The organism is Butyrivibrio sp. (assembly GCF_024699075.1).
In genome coordinates this window covers 1-16,241 of record NZ_JAILQF010000150.1, presented here as the reverse complement: position 1 = coordinate 16,241, position 16,241 = coordinate 1, and the positions used below count along the sequence as shown (strand labels likewise).

Below are 16,241 nucleotides of genomic sequence, written 5' to 3'. Positions count from 1 at the left end.
GAAGAATGACATTACACCTATGGCCTTTTCGCCAAGAGTTGTCTGTAGTAATTCCATAAAGCGGACTTCGAAATCAAAGTAAAAGCTATTACCTGTTATGGTATCCATTACCTTCCTCCCTGTATAGAATATCTGAGGCTTTTAAGAGACGATTTACTTCTTTAGGGCTATTATTTTCTAATTGACTGTCTGTTTTTGGATAGCTGTTTAATCTTTTTCTGTTGTCAGTTTTCATCTGACTATTTATTTTAGAACGGCTACTTATAGCTTGTCTGTTATTATCTTCTAGTTGATTATTTTGTTCATTTGATTTTGAATAGCTGTTCGTTCTTGGATGATTATCATAGTCTTTCGGATGATGTCTTCTTTTTTGGCTATTATTTACAGGTCTGTTATTTACATGGTGAGGATTATTCCCTGCTTGATGTGTTCCTACGAATGAGTTATCTTCCATGCCTTCATCGTCAATGCCGTTATCCGGTATTTTTACTGCCTTGTATATAAGTAATCCTATATTCAGAATAAAAACACAGATCAGCATGAACAGATGTACATAATAGATATCGACGATATAGTAGTTTCTCTCAAGGAAATATCCCTGGCCAAATCCAAACATACATAAAAGAGCAGTAAGAATAAGGCACATAATAAGATATGGAAGATTGATAAATACATTCTTTATATTGACCCAAAAGTCTTCAAAAGAAGCATCAAAATATATGAATCGTCCAACCATCAGTCCTAAATAGTACATCATTACAGGTCCGTACTGGCTGCTGTCACCAATCATATTAAGATATATCAAAATGATGATGACATAGAACATTCCAAGCATTCGCATGGTTGCCTTTTCGCTTTTATCAAGCTCTTTTAACGGAATAATAAAGCTATCAAGGACAGTATTAAGAACGCAGGATATTAATATCAAAAGAAGGAGGATAAAATCCTTACCTTCCGTCCAAAGCCCGATGAAATTTGAGAGCGCGGCATCTGAATGTCCCTGACCTGCGGAATATAAAGAGTTTATATGATTTATTACTACGTAGGCAACTGAAAAAGACATAACAGAGGTGCCTGAAATTATCATCTCAAATAGTCTATGCAACCTGTGGAAAAGCTTGTGATTGTCGGAATCAGTTGCGCTTTTACCAATTTCCAGCCTGAATACAAGCTTTTGGATCATGATTACCAAAAGAGAGTATATGGTGATTCCAATAAATGTAATTATAAAGAAAAGAAATTTCTGACCTATTGTAAAATCCGGATTAGTATAAGCTTCAAATGTCATGTCATTAACCTCCATTAACCATGATACATATTTGGATGGCTTCCTGCAATGTAGACTATGAACCTTAAATTAAACTGTAGTTAACTTTGCGTATATTAAGCCTTATTGACGAGTATATTTCATGGTTATATAATTCCAATATGCAGACAAGGGCGCCTGATAGTGCTTTTGTCTGCATTTTTTTATAAATCCCAAACACCCAAAAATAAAATGGAAGTTTGAGTAAAAATGTAGTCAGAAACCTCATTAGTTTTAGATGATGGTCAGTTCACATCTATATATGAATGAAAATATGGAGAAGTAATGAAAAACAAACTTATAAAAACAGGTGCTGCTGTGCCTTCTGTGAAGGTTGCAGATGTAAGCTATAACACAGATAAGATAATTGAGATCATAAGAGATTATAAAGAACTGGGAGTAATAGTTTTTCCAGAGCTTTGTATCACAGGTTATACCTGCGCTGATCTGTTTGGGAGTGATCTTCTTTTAGATGAAGCAGAAGATGCTATGTTCAGGATTGCAGATGTGACAAAAGATATACCTGGCCTTTCTGCAGTAGTTGGCCTTCCCATTCGTTATGAGAACAGTCTCTATAACTGCGCTGCAGTGATATCAGAAGGAAGAGTATGCGCCCTTATTCCCAAGCAGTTCATACCTACTTATTCAGAATTCTATGAAGGAAGATGGTTCAGGTCAGGTAAAGATATCACAGGATGCACCATCAACCTACGTGGCAAGGATATTATGTTTGGAACTGATATCCTTTTGGAGGATGCAGAAAGCGGTGCTGTTCTTGGCGTAGAAATATGTGAGGATCTGTGGGTTCCTGACAAGCCCAGTACCCATATGAGTCTTGCAGGTGCAAACATTATTGCCAATCCGTCTGCTTCAGATGAACTAATAGGCAAGCAGGAGTATAGAAAGCAGCTTGTAGCTCAGCAAAGCGGAGCCTGCTATTGTGCATACATTTATTCATCTGCCGGTATGGATGAAAGCAGTACTGATCTTGTTTTTTCAGGTCATACAATTATTAGCCAGTCAGGTGCGATCATAAATGAGGATATTTTCCCAGACAGACCTTGTGTTTGTACTTCTGTAATTGACTTGTCTAAACTTATGCATGACAGAAGGCATCAGAATACTTTTTATGGTAATGAAAATAAGAACTATAGAAGAGCAGCAGCGTCTGTACAAGCTGTATCAAAGCAGGATGTCACCAGTTTTGAACTTGCAGATATACTTGATGAAATATCATATCCGGTAGATAGAAATCCTTTTGTTCCATCAGATGATAAGGAGCTTGGAGCAAGGTGTCATAAAATACTTCGTATTCAGGCACAGGGACTTTCAACCAGGGTAAGGATGACGGGTATATACAATCTTGTTATAGGAATATCCGGAGGACTTGATTCTACACTGGCTCTTTTAGTATGTGCTGAAGCCAAAAAGCTTGTACCTGAGATCAAAATTCTTGCATATACTATGCCCAATAAAGGGAATACATCAGGACTTACCTATAGTAATGCCAACAAACTTATGGAGATTCTTGCAGATGAGGCCTATGAAGTTCCAATACAAGAGGGAGTTACAAGCCATTTAAGGGATATTGGACATGGTACTGATTATCAGGGAGACGGCGATACAACTTATGAAAATGCTCAGGCAAGAATGCGTACATATATACTTATGGACGCTGCTAATATGAACAATGGTCTTGTAGTTGGAACAGGAGATCTTTCAGAGCTTGCGCTTGGATGGTGTACCTATAATGGAGATCACATGTCTATGTATGCAGTAAATGCGTCCGTTCCCAAGACACTTGTAAGATACGTATGTAATGCCTATGCCATGACCTGCAGCAATGAAGAGCTTAAAGATACTATACTTTCTATTTGTGATACGCCAATAAGTCCTGAACTGTTACCAAGTGAGAATGGAGCTATAGCTCAGAAGACTGAAGACAAAATTGGCAATTATGACCTTAATGACTTTTTCCTTTTTTATACTTTAAGATATGGTTTCGAGCCTTCAAGAACAGCAGCTTTAGCTATGAGAGCATATAAGGAAGTAGACAGATCTGAAATAATAACATCCGCAAAGCGCTTCTTTAAGAGGTTTTTCACTCAGCAGTTTAAGAGAAGCTGCCTTCCGGATGGTCCAAAGGTTGGTTCTGTTACTTTATCTCCAAGAGGCGATTGGCGCATGCCAAGCGATGCCTCCTGGAAGATGTGGCTTGATGATCTGGATGATGAGTGCTGTTAAAGCATGAGTATAAGTTTTACGATAAAAGCTATTATCCATGCTACTACGCATTGCCAGATGACAACAGCTATTGCCCATTTAGCACCAAGCTCTCTTTTGATAGAGGCAACAGCAGCAACGCATGGAGTATAAAGGAGACTGAATATAAGCAGTACTCCTGCAGTAATAGGCGTTAGTACGCTGCTTACACCTCCATCAGAATTAAACAGTACTTCCATTACGGAGACGACGCTTTCCTTGGCCATAAAACCGCTTATGAGCGCAGTTACTATTCTCCAGTCACCAAGTCCCAGAGGGGCAAAAACAGGTGCCAGAAGTCCGGCAATAAAAGCAATAATGCTGTCAGCAGAGTCGGTGACAAGATCGAAATGGAAATTAAAACTCTGTAAAAACCATACTACTATCGTTGCCAAGAAGATAACTGTAAAGGCCCTTTGAAGAAAATCCTTAGCCTTTTCCCACATAAGCTGGAATGTGCTTTGAAGGCCGGGAAGTCTGTAATTGGGTAGCTCCATTACAAAGGGGACCGCTTCTCCTTTAAATATAAACTTACGATATATTAAAGCCATTACAATTCCGACTGCTATTCCGCATACATATAAACCTGTCATTATGATGCCGCCCTTTTTAGGGAAGAAGGCATTAACAAAAAAGGCATATATTGGAAGCTTGGCAGTACAGCTCATAAAAGGCGTAAGAAGAATTGTCATCCTCCTGTCTCGTTCACTGGGAAGAGTACGAGTTGACATTACAGCAGGAACTGTGCAGCCAAAACCTATAAGAAGCGGCACGATACTTCTTCCTGAAAGACCTATTTTTCTAAGAAGCTTATCCATAAAGAATGCAACTCTTGCAATGTAGCCACTGTCTTCAAGAAGTGATAAAAAGAAGAACATAACAACTACTATTGGGAGGAAACTAAGTACGCTTCCTACACCTGCAAATATGCCATCTATAACAAGGCTTTGTATGACCTTGTTTACATGAAGCGATATAAGCAGCTTCTCTGTTACTTCCGAAAGGGAAGATATGCCAAGTTCAAGCCATTCCTGAAGCACAGCGCCTATAACATTAAAAGTCAGATAGAACACAAGTGACATGATAAGTATGAAAACAGGAATTGCGGTATATTTGCCGGTAAGGATCCTGTCTATTTTCTCACTTCTGATCCGTTCTTTGCTCTCATGAGGCTTCTTTACACATTCCTTTGTGACCCTGGCTATATACGCGAATCGCATATCTGCTATTGCGGCGCTTCTGTCAAGGTTACGTTCTCTTTCCATCTGAATGGTTATGTGCTCTATAGTTTCAATCTCGTTTTTATCAAGCTTGAGCTGGCGGATTATCTGCTTGTCGCCTTCGATTATCTTGCTGGCAACAAATCTTACAGGAAGATCTCTGGACTTGGCATGATCTTCAATAAAATGCCCCACGCCGTGAAGACATCTGTGTACAGCACCGCCGTTTTCATCTTCAAGGCAGAAATCCTGCTTCTTGGGAAGAGTATTATTCTTGGCCACTGATAAAGCCTTATGTATCAGCTCGTCAACACCGGAATTCTTGGCAGCAGAAATAGGAATAACAGGAACGCCCAGCATCTCTGTCATCTTCTTTATATTGATAGAACCGCCATTACCTGTAAGCTCATCCATCATATTAAGAGCAACAACCATAGGACGATCCATTTCAAGAAGCTGCATAGTAAGATACAGGTTTCTCTCTATGTTTGTTGCATCAACAATATTTATGATCGCATCCGGCTTGTCATGCAGGACGAAATTTCTGGAAACAAGCTCCTCGCTTGAGTATGGTGACATGGAATAGATTCCGGGAAGATCGGTAATAACAGTGTTTGGGTATCCAATGATAGAACCATCTTTTCTGTCAACTGTAACGCCCGGAAAATTTCCAACGTGCTGATTAGAGCCTGTGAGCCTGTTGAAAAGAGTAGTCTTTCCACTGTTTTGATTACCGACAAGGGCGAATTTTAAGATCCGATCCTTAGGTAATTCAATTTTGTTATTTTTGGAAGGCTTGGTATGATGCTCTTTTTCTTTTTCCTCAATATCACTTATCTTAGTGATATCAATCTGCCTGGCATCATCAAGCCTTAAGGTTAGCTCGTAGCCGTGGATCCTGATCTCTACAGGATCGCCCATTGGCGCATATTTGATTATTTCAAGATTTGCCCCGGGTATTACACCCATATCAAGAAAATGCTGCCTGGTTGCGCCGGCTCCGCCTACTGCGTCAATTCTGGCCTTTTCGCCAATTTTAAGTTCATCTAGTCTCATAGTAAATCCCTTCGTATGAGTAGAATTATACTTGTCTTATTGGCATAAGTCTATTGCGAGATGACTCTTTCTTGGAAAAAATGCAGATGCTATTTATTATTCTGAAAATCAGATGACTATTGAAGCTGAAAGCATATAGAGAAGTAACTTAAGATGTCTATTATGCCTGAAACTTAATAGATTAGTAAACTCAGATATCTATTATGCCTGAAACTTAATAGATTAGTAAACTCAGATATCTATTATGCCTGAAACTTAATAGATTAGTAAATTCAGGTATCTATTATGTCTGCAGCTGTATAGATCAGGAAGCCCAGTTATCTATTATATCTGCCGTCTGCTCAATCTGCTCTATGTTGGTAATAGATGCCTCTCCGTCTCCCTGCTGTATACCATAGCAGCCAAAATATGAGTGTATACCACCTTCAATGACATATTCTGAGCTATCTGATGGCCAGTTAGTAGTATAAGTATCGTAATTATCAAAATTAAGAACACCATCATTGGATCCGTATATGGAAAGAAGCTTAAGATCTGTATCAGAAAAATCTTTAGTTACATATGAAGCAAGCAGTATTATTCCGTCATAAGTAATATCATCCTGCTCCTTTAGAAGCTCATCGATATAGATACCTGCTGCAACACCGCCAAGTGAGTGACCGGCCATATACCAAGTTGAAACCCCGGATATAACATCTGAGTACTGTGAAGCTGCATTTATATCAAGAAATGCCAGATTTTCGGGCATCCTTGTAAGAATGCATACAAAGCCCCTTTCTGCAAGCTCGTACATAAGACCTGCATAGGCTGTATATTCAACCTTACCACCAGGATAAAAGACAATACCGGCCTGAATCTGACTTGTATCAGAGGGCATAAATAAAAGAGTATCTTCATCGTATTCTATTACCTTAGCGGTATCCTGGGCTTCTATAACTGAAATGGTAGAAGAATCTGCCTTATAATAATTGGATGCATAAATCTTAAATGCAATAGCAGAAGAAGCAAGGATCAGTATGAAAGCAAGTAATATACTTGTTATAAGTTTTCTGGGTTTTCGAAAAGTTAATCTGGACATATCTACCTTCTATATAATGCTTGAGGAAACCAAACCAATAAAACTGGTTTCTTGATTTCATTATATCACAAATTAAAATTTTGTTAAGATAATAACAATTAAAAGAAAATTAAATATGTATCTTTTCACTTACTAATAGTGTGCTATAATGGCAAGAAAATTAAAGAGAGGCCGCATATGAACAGACATCCGGGAATACTATATTCAGAAAATAATGTAACAATAAGACAGGTGGATATTTCAGATGCACCTGCCCTTGTAGAAGTGTATAGATACTATGTAGAAAAAACTGCAATAACCTACGAGTATGATGTTCCATCCGTATCTGAATTTGAAGGCAGAATTAAAGCGATAACCAATAAATATCCATATCTGGTTGTAGAGAAAGATGGAGAAATCGAAGGCTATGCATATACAAGTGCCTTTCATGTAAGAAAAGCTTATGAAAGATCTGCAGAAATGTCCATATATCTTTCAGATAAGTGTAAAGGACTTGGACTTGGAAGAAAACTTTATGAGATCCTTGAAGATATCTCCAAGAAACAGGGAATCACAAACCTCTATGCCTGCATAGGAGCACCTGAAGTAGAAGATGAGTATCTGACCAATAACAGCATAAATTTTCATGATCACATGGGTTATAAGCTGATCGGAAGATTTACAAAATGCGGCTACAAATTCGGACGCTGGTACGACATGGTCTGGATGGAAAAGATGATCGCAGACCACCCGCAAATCGCTCACGACATAATCCCTTATCCTGACTTGTAAATATGATCCGTTCCTCGAGATTTGGCAATCCCTGGCAGGTAATAAATGATTTTAAAGAACGCGAAAATCATTTATTACCTGCCGGTCTCATGAGTTTACGGTAAGCATAAAATATCCCGTACAGGATTGCTGGAACGGTGGATCTATAATTATTTTTCGAGTCTTTGAAAGTGTTATAAAATTTAAGAGCCTGATAGCTGGAAATTTATATTCCTCTTGGGGTCCGCATGTTTGAGCGAAGCGAGTTTCGGACCCCGGAATATAAATGATCAGATATCAGGCCTTAAATTATAACACTTGAAAGACAAGGAAAATAATTATAGATCTACCATTATAGCAATCCTGACGGGATATATATCAGTAGCGTTTGTCAGTCTACAAGCGTTGGGTTTTCTTCGACTGTCCAGGGAAGGCCCCATTTGCCGAGTGCCTCCATGTATGGGTCGGGATCGAATTCATCAGTTGTGAATACGCCAGGCTTTTTCCAAAGACCTGATACAACCATCATGGAACCGATCATGGCAGGAACACCGGTTGTATAGCTGATAGCCTGTGAACCAACCTCCTTGTAGCATTCCTCATGATCGCACACATTGTAGATATAGATCTTTTTCTCTTTACCGTCTTTTTTACCAGTGAAGATACAACCTATATTAGTCTTACCCTTTGTTCGTGGTCCAAGAGTTGCAGGATCAGGAAGAAGGGCTTTGAGGAACTGAATAGGAACAATTTCCTGTCCCTGGAACTTAACAGGAGTTGTTGAAAGCATTCCAACATCCTCAAGACATCTCATATGATCAAGATAGCTCTGACCGAATGTCATGAAGAAACGAATACGCTTAACTTCTGGCATATTTTTAGCAAGAGCTTCTATCTCTTCGTGGTGGAGAAGGTACATATCCTTCATACCTACCTGATCGAAATTATATTCTCTCTTAATGCTCATTGCAGGAATCTCTACCCAGTGACCATCTTCCCAGTAAGAGCCTGGAGCTGAAACTTCACGAAGGTTGATCTCGGGATTAAAGTTTGTAGCGAAAGCATATCCGTGATCACCACCGTTACAATCAAGAATATCAATTGTATCAATTGTATCGAAATAGTGTTTCTTAGCATATGCTGCAAATACAGATGTTACACCGGGATCAAAGCCTGTTCCGAGAAGAGCTGTAAGACCGGCTTCCTTGAATTTGTCAGCATAAGCCCACTGCCAGCTGTAATCAAAGTAAGCAGAAAAGCCGGCTTCTTTGCAGCGCTTTTCATATATTTCTCTCCACTTTGGATCATCTGTATCTTCAGGCTCGTAGTTGGCTGTATCGATATAGTGAACACCGGCAGCAAGGCAGGCATCCATGATCGTAAGATCCTGATAAGGAAGAGCAACATTAAGAACTGCATCTGGCTTATATTCTTTGATAAGGGCAGTAAGCGCCGGAACATCTTCAGCATCGATCTGCGCTGTAGTTATCTTAGTCTTTGTAGTATCTTTGAGCTTATTGGCAACGTCGTCGCATTTGGACTTGGTTCTTGAAGCAATGCATATTTCTGTGAATACATCGCTGTTCTGACAACACTTTGCAATAGCTACCTGTGCGACACCGCCGCATCCGATTATAAGTAATCTGGACATAGAGGGTTCCTTTCTGCCATCTAAGGCATAAAACAAAATAAAAATATCAAAACGACTTGTCAGTCTTTAAGTATAAAATCGCATTTTCATGAATGCAGTGTATAAGAAAATCAGTATTCTTCTTCATGCAGAATATCTACTACGTATCTTGGAAGCATGAATGCAGCTCTGTGAAGGGAAGTAGTATAATATTCAGTCTTTATATTTCTTTCATTCCATCTTACTTCATCAAAATCAGTAATAGGATGATATTTCTTGCTTGCAAAACCGAAGGTCCAGTAACCTGAAGAGCAGGTAGGAACATGAGCCTGATATACTCTGCTTATGGGGAAAGTTTTGAAAACCTTCCTGTGCATTGAGCGGAAGACAGATTCTTCTTCATCAAAGAAAGGACTTCCATGCTGATATACCATTATACCGTCACTTTTAAGTGCCCTGTAGCAGCTTCCATAGAACTCTTTGGTAAAAAGGCCTTCTGAGTGGCCGAAGGGATCCGTTGCATCATTTATGATAATGTCGTATTCATTCTCCCTTCCTCTTACAAAGCGAAGGCAGTCCTGATAAGAAATCTGCACACGCTCATCATCAAAGCCCTTAGTACTCTCAGGGAAAAACTCTCTGCAGACTTCTACCATCTGTTCATCAGGCTCTACAACATCGATACGTTCGATCTCAGGATAAGAAGTGAACTCTGTTGCAACACCGCCGTCTCCTCCACCAATGATGAGGACTTTTTTTACATGAGGATGAACTGCCATAGGTACATGGGCTACCATTTCATTATAAATGAATTCATCTGATTCTGAAAAAAGAACTTCACCATCAAGAACCAGGAACTTGCCAAATGATTCTGACTGAAATACATCTATTTCCTGAAATTCACTTACACCATGATATAACTGATTTATAACTCTTATATTAAGAGATACGCTATCTGTTTGCTGGTCTGAAAACCAGATCTCTGAATTATTTTTCATATTGAACCGCTCCTTGTAAGTGCTTTTGGGCACCTGTGACCCGGCCTTTGTCTGTGATATTTACGGCAAAGGATACGTCTGCATATCTTTTTATGCGCCTCTTACACCTTCAAGTACCTGAAGGGTATCTGCTGTAGGATCGGCCATTCCCTGAAGGCTGCATCCCTTATCCCTTGCATAGAGGATCATGCCGATAAGATCTTCAGTGATAAGTTCTCCGGGAGAGAGAATTGGGATTCCCGGAGGATAACACATAACTGATTCTCCGCAAACTCTTCCTGCTGTTTTGTGTATCGGCAAAGATTGCTTACTTGCATAGAACGATTCCTGAGGAGAACATACAACCTTAGGTGTAACAGCATCAACATAAGCAAGATCTTCTTTATCTTTCTTATAAAGGCGTCTTATATCAGAAAGAGCACTTGCAAGTCTTTCTATATCCTGCATACGATCACCTATTGAGATGTATGCCATGATAGTTCCAAGATCGCCGAATTCCATCTGTATATCATATTCATCTCTTAAAAGATCATATACTTCGATTCCAGTAAGACCTATGGGTTTTGTGAATATGCAAAGCTTTGTGACATCAAAATCATATACGCTTGAGCCGTCGATAAGCTCCTTACCGTATGCGTAGTAGTCACCTATTGCATTGATTTCATTTCTTGCATATTCGCTCATCTCTTTAACCTTGGCAAAAGATTCTTTGCCACGAAGAGCAAGATTTCGTCTGCTTATGTCAAGGCTTGAAAGAAGAAGGTAACTTGCAGAAGTAGTCTGTGTCAGGTTTATAATCTGACGGACATGAGCCTGATCCATATTTTCACCAAGTAAAAGGACAGAACTCTGAGTCAGCGATCCTCCTGACTTGTGCATGGATATTGCAGCCATATCAGCTCCTGCCTTCATTCCGGCAATAGGAAGCCCTTCTGCAAAATATAGCTGGGTTCCATGAGCTTCATCACATAAAACTTTAAGGCCATGCTCGTGAGCAATCTTTGTAAGCTTTACAAGATCAGAACATATGCCATAGTAAGTAGGATTATTAATAAGTACAGCCTTGGCATCGGGATTAGCTTCGATAGCTTCAAGGAGGGCATCAGCCTCCATACCAAGTGCTACTCCGATGACAGGATGAATTTTGGGTTTTACATATACAGGAACTGCCCCGCACAGAATAAGTGCATTGATAACGCTCTTGTGAACATTACGAGGTAGGATGATCTTATCTCCTGCAGCGCATACTGATAAAACCATTGCCTGAACGGCACTGGTCGTACCGCCAACCATAAGGAAAGCGTGTGCTGCACCAAAAGCATCAGCCATAAGGTCTTCTGCCTCTTTTATGACTGAAACCGGATTGCAAAGATTATCAAGCGGTTTCATGCTGTTTACATCAATACCGACACATTGCTGACCTAGTAGCTTTGTAAGCTCCGGATTTCCGCGTCCTCTTTTGTGACCCGGAACATCAAAAGGTACTACTCTTTTTTTACGAAACTTTTCAAGTGCATCACATATAGGTGCACGTTGTTGTCTGGTTAAATCCATACCCCTGTAACTCCCTGTAAAAATAATAAAAATAATGAAGCCCCAAAAAGGTGTCACTTGCGATAACTTATCATAGCACGAGCCCTTATGTCAAGCGGAGTTTATCCGCTTTTGGCAAGGCCTTTTTGAGGCTCAAAATTAAAGCCCTTCAGCATATATTTTTTTGCCAAAAAAGGATGCAGTATTTTTAAATTAGGGTAGAATAATATAGTGTGTTCTAAAATAGTAAGTAAGCGTTTTAATTAAAAAGCAACTAATGTAACTATTATATGAAAACTAAAGGCTGGGAGTAAAGCGATTCAAGCTTTGGTTTTCGCATATTCAAACATGAGGTTTAAAATGTATCAAAATCCTATTCTTTATGCTGACTATTCTGATCCTGATGTAATACGCGTGGGCCAGGATTTTTATATGGTAGCATCTTCATTTACTTATCTTCCCGGAGTTCCGCTTCTTCATTCAAAGGACCTTGTTCACTGGGAGATCATTAATTACTGCGTTTCAAAGCTTCCTTTTGACAAATATAACAGGCCCTCCCATGGTTCAGGCACATGGGCGCCTTCCATAAGATATCATGAGGGCACATTTATAGTCTTTATCCCGCTTCCGGATGAAGGGATCATGGTAGCAAGAAGTAAGGATCCGTACGGAGAGTTTGAACTTAATATGCTCTGTACCTCCAAAGGCTGGATCGATCCATGCCCTTTGTGGGATGATGATGGTAAGGCATATATGGTATTTGCTTTTGCCAGAAGCAGATGCGGTATCAAGCACAGGCTTATGCTTGTTGAGATTGACCCTGAGTGTACACATCTTATAGGAGAGCCGGAGCTTATATTTGACGGAGAGCAGGTTGCTCCTACATCTGAAGGACCCAAGATTTATAAAAAAGATGATTATTACTATATTCTTATGCCTTCAGGAGGCGTTGCCACAGGCTGGCAGTCATGCCTCAGGTCCAAAAACATCCACGGACCTTATGAATATAAGGTTGTCATGCATCAGGGATGCACCAGCGTTAACGGCCCTCACCAGGGAGGCTGGGTAGATACTCCTGATGGAAAAGACTGGTTTGTTCATTTTCAGGATGTTCATGAACTTGGAAGGATAACTCATCTTCAGCCAATGTGCTTTATAAATGGCTGGCCTTTTATAGGAAGTGATCTTGACGGCGATGGAATAGGTGAACCCGTATATGAGTGGACAGATCCTGTAGAGAATGCTCCTTTATATAAGATAAGTACATCTGATGATTTTCAGGGAGATAAGCTTGGACTTCAGTGGCAGTGGCAGGCCAATCCCAATGAAGAATGGTACCAGCTTGATAACGGACATCTTATCCTTTACTGCGTGACCAATAAAGAAAGAGATAACCTTTTATGGTATGCGGGTAATGTTCTCACACAGATACCTCAAAGCAATGCCTTTACTGTAACTACCTCTATTAATTTGTATCCCGGAGAAGAAGGGGATATAGCTGCCTGCGGTATTGTGGGACAGAAGTATTCATATGCAGGTATAAAGCATATGCAGGGCAAGAACTTCGTTGTCATGTTTAAAGGAAATGTTACTGATAAAGAGTTTGAAGGCAAGGCAGAAGAGGAATGCTGCGATGCAAGACCTATAGATGCTGCACATGTATTTATAAGACTTGTAGTAAAAGAAGATAAATCATACAAATACTATTATTCGCTTGACGGAGCCACATATGAAGAAATTGGTAATGAGCAGATGCTTGAAAGGGCAACCTGGACAGGTGCCAAGATAGGTCTCTGGTCAGCTAATATGAACAATAAAGGCAGCAGCAACGGATATGGCAGATATGACTGGGTTTATATCGAAGATAAAGCGGAGTAACTGATGAATATATATAATCAAAAATCAGAAAAAGGGTTCAAAGAAGGCATACAGGCTGCCCTTATGGGTGATACAGAGCTTGTAAAACAAAAGACACGCCATGGAATGAATCTTGAAGATACAGATGAATATTCAAGAAGTGTCCTTCATTATGCAGTTCTTGGAGGAAATCTTGAGATGGTCAGGTACCTTGTGCTTAACTGCCAGATGGATCCGACCTTTGCCGACAAGTGGCTGGTAACACCATACGATCTTGCACTTGAACCAGAGAATAATGAAGTATTAGAAAAAGACAGTGCCGACGATATTTACAGGACTTATTATTTTGATGTACCAAAAGACAGATTGCCTATATATAACTTCTTTAAAGAGTATCTTGGGTTTTCTCTTTCTGATTCATATAGAAATCCAGTCCTTAGATCTTTTCACGCAGATCCTTCTATAGTAAGAGTGGGCGATGATTTCTACATGGTCAACTCCAGCTTTATCTATTTTCCCGGAATACCGATCTCACATTCCAAAGATCTGGTTCACTGGGAGCTAATTGGCTATGCCGTGACAGATCCTGACTGGGCAGCTGAGCATCTTGGACCCTTAGAAGGAGGAAGAGGCTTCTGGGCTCCTGATATAAGCTATCATGACGGAAGATTCTATATTTGCGCAACGCTTAGAAATAATGACAATATGGAATATCCACAGACTCAGATCGTCACAAGTTCGGATAAGCCTGAAGGTCCTTATGATGAGCCTGTTATTCATAATGTAAGTGGTATTGATCCTTCTCTTTTTACAGATGATGATGGAAAACGTTATATGCTCCTTAACCGCGGCGCCTGCCTTATGGAAGTGTCATCTGATGGTCAGAAAATATTGTCGGATCCGGAAATGATCGCTTATGGATGGTCCGGGCATGCCCCGGAAGGTCCGCATCTTCTTAAAAAAGACGGGTATTATTACTGCTTCCTTGCAGAAGGCGGAACAGGAAGAGGGCATATGATAACTGTATTAAGGTCCAGGAATTTAAAAGGACCTTATGAAAACTGTCCTTATAACCCTATAATGACGCAGAAGGACCCAATAGCTCCTATCCAGTGCTGTGGTCATGGAAAACCCGTTATGACAGGGGATGGAAGATGGTTTATGGTATATCTTTGCGAGCGAATGATCGATGGAAAGTGGGGAATGCTCGGAAGAGAGACTGCCATTGACGAAATCACCTGGACAGCAGATGGATGGCCTATAGTCAATAAAAGAAGAGGACCATCTTATCTTGCAAAGCTTCCATTTGGTAGTGCTGGAAGTAAGCCGGAAACGGATGGACAACTTATCTTAAATGAAGAATCAAATAGAGAATCAAATGAAGAATCAGATATAGAATCTGGCAAAGAATGTTATAAGGGATTAGGTAAAGAATCAGATATTATACTAAGAAAATCTGAGCTTCCATATGGCGGCTGGCTCTTTACAAGAACCTGTGACAAGGACTATGTAAACGTTTTGGAAAATGGCTCTATACTTCTTAAGGGCGATGGAAGAGATCTTTGCGATATTAAATGTAAGAGCTTTGGCGTATATAATCAAAAAGAACTTGTATGCACTGACAGCATAGTTATGACAAGATCAGAAGATACAAAGGACTTATCGGATTCTTATAATGAAAATACATGCCTGGAGGATTCTATTAAAGAAAACTCTATTAAAGAAAACTCGTTTGAAGAAAACTCTTTTGAAAAAACTTCTTTTGAAGAAGCCGGAATGACTCTTTATTATGACGAGAATTCTTATATTAAGTTTGGTATAAGAGAATATGATGATAAGAGATGTAAGGTAGTTGTGGCCGAATATAAGGATGATAAATATATATACGAAAAGCTTTATGATACTTCTTATAAGAATAAAAAGGACAATGTATTTACCGTTCTTACTGATAATACAACGAGGACTTTGATACTAAATGGCAGCAGCATATGCACACTTACTGATGTTACAGGAATCTGTTCTGAAGGACTTAAAAAAGGAAAAAGATTTACATCAGCTACAGTTGGAGTTTATGTATATGGCATAAACAAATACATTTTCAAAAAGCTATCTGATACATAACTTAAACTTCGCACATATAATGTGTGAAAGTGATTACATAAACATCCCATAAAAACAACCCCTAATTAAGGAAAACGTAACTGCTTACAATATAGATTTACCGTATTTTTATTGTTGAAAATGACGAATGAAAAATGTAAAGTTGCACAATAAAATAAGCCATTAATTCGCAATAATTGATAAAAAAGACGAATCCTTTTGCTAAAAAATCGATTTAGCCAAGCCAAAAAAATGCATTGTTACGGAAACTAAACGTTCAAAATGCCTAAAATACTGGGTTTTCCAGCCCTGTTTGCATTTTTGGCAATTATTTATGAAAATATAGCTTGAAATAGTACTTCTTACATGCTAAATTAAACACATAAGTTGGTGAAAACGCTTACATTTCTATACATTTTTAAGGAGGGTAATTTTATGAAAAAGAAAGCGA

10 protein-coding genes are annotated in these 16,241 nt (G+C 39.4%); 4 read left to right on the top strand and 6 right to left on the bottom strand.

Going from position 1 to position 16,241, the window contains the following annotated elements; genetic code table 11:
- Positions 1-88: 88 nt before the first annotated feature.
- The gene (locus K6G87_RS05935) at positions 89-1,288 is read right to left on the bottom strand and encodes a hypothetical protein (protein WP_296834929.1); all 1,200 of its coding nucleotides are present in this window, start codon (positions 1,286-1,288) and stop codon (positions 89-91) included.
- A 303-nt stretch (positions 1,289-1,591) separates the two neighbouring features.
- Between K6G87_RS05935 and K6G87_RS05930 the strand changes: the two genes are divergently transcribed.
- Entirely contained in the window at positions 1,592-3,550 is a 1,959-nt protein-coding gene (locus K6G87_RS05930) for an NAD(+) synthase (RefSeq protein WP_296834927.1), read from the top strand.
- On the opposite strand, the gene feoB is transcribed toward K6G87_RS05930, so the two are convergent.
- Together feoB and K6G87_RS05920 are read right to left on the bottom strand one after the other, a co-directional pair.
- On the bottom strand, positions 3,547-5,844 hold the full coding sequence (feoB, locus tag K6G87_RS05925) for a ferrous iron transport protein B (RefSeq protein WP_296834925.1): 2,298 nt from the start codon (positions 5,842-5,844) through the stop codon (positions 3,547-3,549). The genes K6G87_RS05930 and feoB overlap by 4 nt on opposite strands.
- 304 nt (positions 5,845-6,148) lie before the next feature.
- Complete coding sequence (locus tag K6G87_RS05920) at positions 6,149-6,922, bottom strand: alpha/beta hydrolase (protein WP_296834924.1); 774 nt, start codon at positions 6,920-6,922, stop codon at positions 6,149-6,151.
- 177 nt (positions 6,923-7,099) lie between these two features.
- Between K6G87_RS05920 and K6G87_RS05915 the strand changes: the two genes are divergently transcribed.
- On the top strand, positions 7,100-7,693 hold the full coding sequence (locus K6G87_RS05915) for a GNAT family N-acetyltransferase (protein ID WP_296834922.1): 594 nt from the start codon (positions 7,100-7,102) through the stop codon (positions 7,691-7,693).
- A gap of 370 nt (positions 7,694-8,063) precedes the next feature.
- Here K6G87_RS05915 and K6G87_RS05910 read toward each other — a convergent pair whose 3' ends face one another.
- The 3 genes from K6G87_RS05910 to K6G87_RS05900 all read right to left on the bottom strand — a co-directional run bounded on the left by K6G87_RS05910 (position 8,064) and on the right by K6G87_RS05900 (position 11,854).
- A complete protein-coding gene (locus tag K6G87_RS05910) occupies positions 8,064-9,323 on the bottom strand; it encodes a saccharopine dehydrogenase family protein (RefSeq protein ID WP_296834920.1) in 1,260 nt (419 codons plus the stop codon).
- A 110-nt stretch (positions 9,324-9,433) separates the two neighbouring features.
- On the bottom strand, positions 9,434-10,300 hold the full coding sequence (speE, locus tag K6G87_RS05905) for a polyamine aminopropyltransferase (RefSeq protein WP_296834918.1): 867 nt from the start codon (positions 10,298-10,300) through the stop codon (positions 9,434-9,436).
- Between the two features lie 90 nt (positions 10,301-10,390).
- Positions 10,391-11,854 (bottom strand): aminotransferase class I/II-fold pyridoxal phosphate-dependent enzyme, encoded by a 1,464-nt coding sequence (locus K6G87_RS05900; RefSeq protein WP_296834917.1) that lies wholly within the window; start codon positions 11,852-11,854, stop codon positions 10,391-10,393.
- Positions 11,855-12,193: 339 nt separating this feature from the next.
- Here K6G87_RS05900 and K6G87_RS05895 point away from each other — a divergent pair, with 339 nt between their 5' ends.
- Positions 12,194-13,711, top strand: coding sequence for a glycoside hydrolase family 43 protein (locus tag K6G87_RS05895; RefSeq protein WP_296834915.1), 1,518 nt, complete (start codon positions 12,194-12,196; stop codon positions 13,709-13,711).
- Between the two features lie 3 nt (positions 13,712-13,714).
- On the top strand, positions 13,715-15,811 hold the full coding sequence (locus K6G87_RS05890) for a family 43 glycosylhydrolase (protein WP_296834913.1): 2,097 nt from the start codon (positions 13,715-13,717) through the stop codon (positions 15,809-15,811).
- Positions 15,812-16,241 lie beyond the last annotated feature (430 nt).

Excerpts from the sequence above, each read along its gene's own strand:
- K6G87_RS05890 (WP_296834913.1), top strand. The coding sequence starts at position 13,715 with ATGAATATATATAATCAAAAATCAGAAAAAGGGTTCAAAGAAGGCATA.
- K6G87_RS05935 (WP_296834929.1), bottom strand. The coding sequence starts at position 1,288 with ATGACATTTGAAGCTTATACTAATCCGGATTTTACAATAGGTCAGAAA.
- feoB (WP_296834925.1), bottom strand. The coding sequence starts at position 5,844 with ATGAGACTAGATGAACTTAAAATTGGCGAAAAGGCCAGAATTGACGCA.
- K6G87_RS05895 (WP_296834915.1), top strand. The coding sequence starts at position 12,194 with ATGTATCAAAATCCTATTCTTTATGCTGACTATTCTGATCCTGATGTA.
- K6G87_RS05930 (WP_296834927.1), top strand. The coding sequence starts at position 1,592 with ATGAAAAACAAACTTATAAAAACAGGTGCTGCTGTGCCTTCTGTGAAG.
- K6G87_RS05915 (WP_296834922.1), top strand. The coding sequence starts at position 7,100 with ATGAACAGACATCCGGGAATACTATATTCAGAAAATAATGTAACAATA.
- K6G87_RS05910 (WP_296834920.1), bottom strand. The coding sequence starts at position 9,323 with ATGTCCAGATTACTTATAATCGGATGCGGCGGTGTCGCACAGGTAGCT.
- speE (WP_296834918.1), bottom strand. The coding sequence starts at position 10,300 with ATGAAAAATAATTCAGAGATCTGGTTTTCAGACCAGCAAACAGATAGC.
- K6G87_RS05900 (WP_296834917.1), bottom strand. The coding sequence starts at position 11,854 with ATGGATTTAACCAGACAACAACGTGCACCTATATGTGATGCACTTGAA.
- K6G87_RS05920 (WP_296834924.1), bottom strand. The coding sequence starts at position 6,922 with ATGTCCAGATTAACTTTTCGAAAACCCAGAAAACTTATAACAAGTATA.